At 47.8% G+C, this 1569-nt stretch carries 2 protein-coding genes; one reads left to right on the top strand and one right to left on the bottom strand.

Translation table 11 applies throughout. From position 1 onward, the window contains the following. Positions 1 to 169 precede the first annotated feature (169 nt). On the top strand, positions 170 to 1240 hold the full coding sequence (locus F6K20_RS37895) for an NAD-dependent epimerase/dehydratase family protein (protein ID WP_009149822.1): 1071 nt from the start codon (positions 170 to 172) through the stop codon (positions 1238 to 1240). Here F6K20_RS37895 and F6K20_RS37890 read toward each other — a convergent pair. Continuing rightward, positions 1218 to 1569, bottom strand: a 352-nt coding sequence (locus F6K20_RS37890) for a hypothetical protein (RefSeq protein ID WP_287298314.1), incomplete at its 5' end; no start/stop codon positions are given. The genes F6K20_RS37895 and F6K20_RS37890 overlap by 23 nt on opposite strands.

The following is a 1569-nucleotide window of genomic DNA, read 5'->3' as shown; positions in this document are numbered from 1 at the left end:
CGGGAGTCTGGAGTCGGGAGTCGGGAGTCGGGAGTCGGGAGTCGGGAGTCGGGAGTAGGAAGTCGGGAGTCGGGAGTCGGGAATATGGAAAAAATTATGTGTACCTCATTACTATGATAAACACTCGATTTTCACTCTAAATTATTTACCTAAAAAATTAAGCTTTTCTATGAAAAAATTACTGGTAACAGGCTCCTCAGGATTGATTGGGTCTGAAGTTTGTGGTTATTTTGCTCAGCAAGGTTGGCAAATTCACGGTATTGATAATAATCAACGGGCTGTTTTCTTCGGTTCCCAAGGGGATACACGCTGGAATCAGCAGCGGTTGCAAGAGACAATTCAAGACTTTGTTCATCATGAATTCGATATACGCGATCGCAAAGGTATTTTAGACCTAATGGCGCAGCTCAAGCCAGACGCGATTGTACATACAGCAGCCCAGCCTTCCCACGACCGCGCCGCAGCAATTCCTTTCGCTGACTTTGATACCAACGCAGTGGGGACTTTGAACTTGCTAGAGGCTGCGAGGCAATCTTGTCCAGAGTCGCCCTTTGTACACATGTCTACCAATAAAGTGTATGGCGATCGCCCCAATACCATTAAGCTTAAGGAACTAGACACCCGTTGGGATTATGAGGACCGGGTTTACACCAACGGCATTCCTGAAAGCTTTAGCATCGATCAATCAAAGCACTCTTTGTTTGGGGCATCGAAAGTTGCTGCTGATGTGATAGTGCAGGAATATGGTCGCTACTTTAATCTGCCCACAGCTTGTTTACGGGGTGGTTGTCTGACCGGACCAAATCATTCCGGTGTGGAACTCCACGGTTTCCTCAGTTATCTGGTCAAGTGTAATCTCGAAGGTCGGGAATACAAGATTTTTGGCTATAAGGGTAAGCAAGTACGGGATAATATCCACTCTCTGGATGTGTCGCGGTTTATTCACGCTTTTATCGAAGCACCTCGAATTGCTGAAGTTTATAACATCGGTGGCGGAAAAGGCAATAGCTGTTCAATTCTAGAAGCGTTTAAGCTGGCAGAGAAGTATAGTGGTAAAGCGATGCACTATACCTATCTACAAGAGAATCGAATTGGCGATCATATTTGCTATTACTCCGATTTGAGTAAGATGCGCGAGCATTACCCCAGTTGGGATATTTCCGTGTCCTTGGAAGAAACAATTCAGCAAATTGTGGAATCTTGGCAAGCTCGTTTGGCTAAATCAGCCGTAACCGTTTGAGTATATATAGTGTTTGTATCTGGGTTGTAAACACACTTCTTGGGGCAAAAGGCAAAAGGCAAGAGGCAAAAGGCAAGAGGGGAAAGAGTGCGTAGGGTGCGTTAGGGGCGGACTTGCCCTTATTTTTCACCTCGTAGCCAGCGTTGGGATAGTCCGCCCCGTAACGCACAACCCTTGGGCGAGCCCTCATTTTCTCGGTCGCCAGTGTTAGGTTGCTGCCTGGGAAATGAAACGGGCAAGATGCCCGTTCCACGCCTGATGCCCGTTCCACGCCTGATGCCTGTGCCACGCCTGATGCCCGTTCCACGCCTGATGCCAGTTCCACGCCT

This window comes from Moorena sp. SIO2C4 (assembly GCF_010672485.1).
GTDB lineage: Bacteria > Cyanobacteriota > Cyanobacteriia > Cyanobacteriales > Coleofasciculaceae > Moorena > Moorena producens.
The sequence above is the reverse complement of the archived record's forward strand: the minus strand, read 5'-3'. Positions and strand labels throughout refer to the sequence as shown.

Excerpts from the sequence above, each read along its gene's own strand:
- F6K20_RS37895 (WP_009149822.1), top strand. The coding sequence starts at position 170 with ATGAAAAAATTACTGGTAACAGGCTCCTCAGGATTGATTGGGTCTGAA.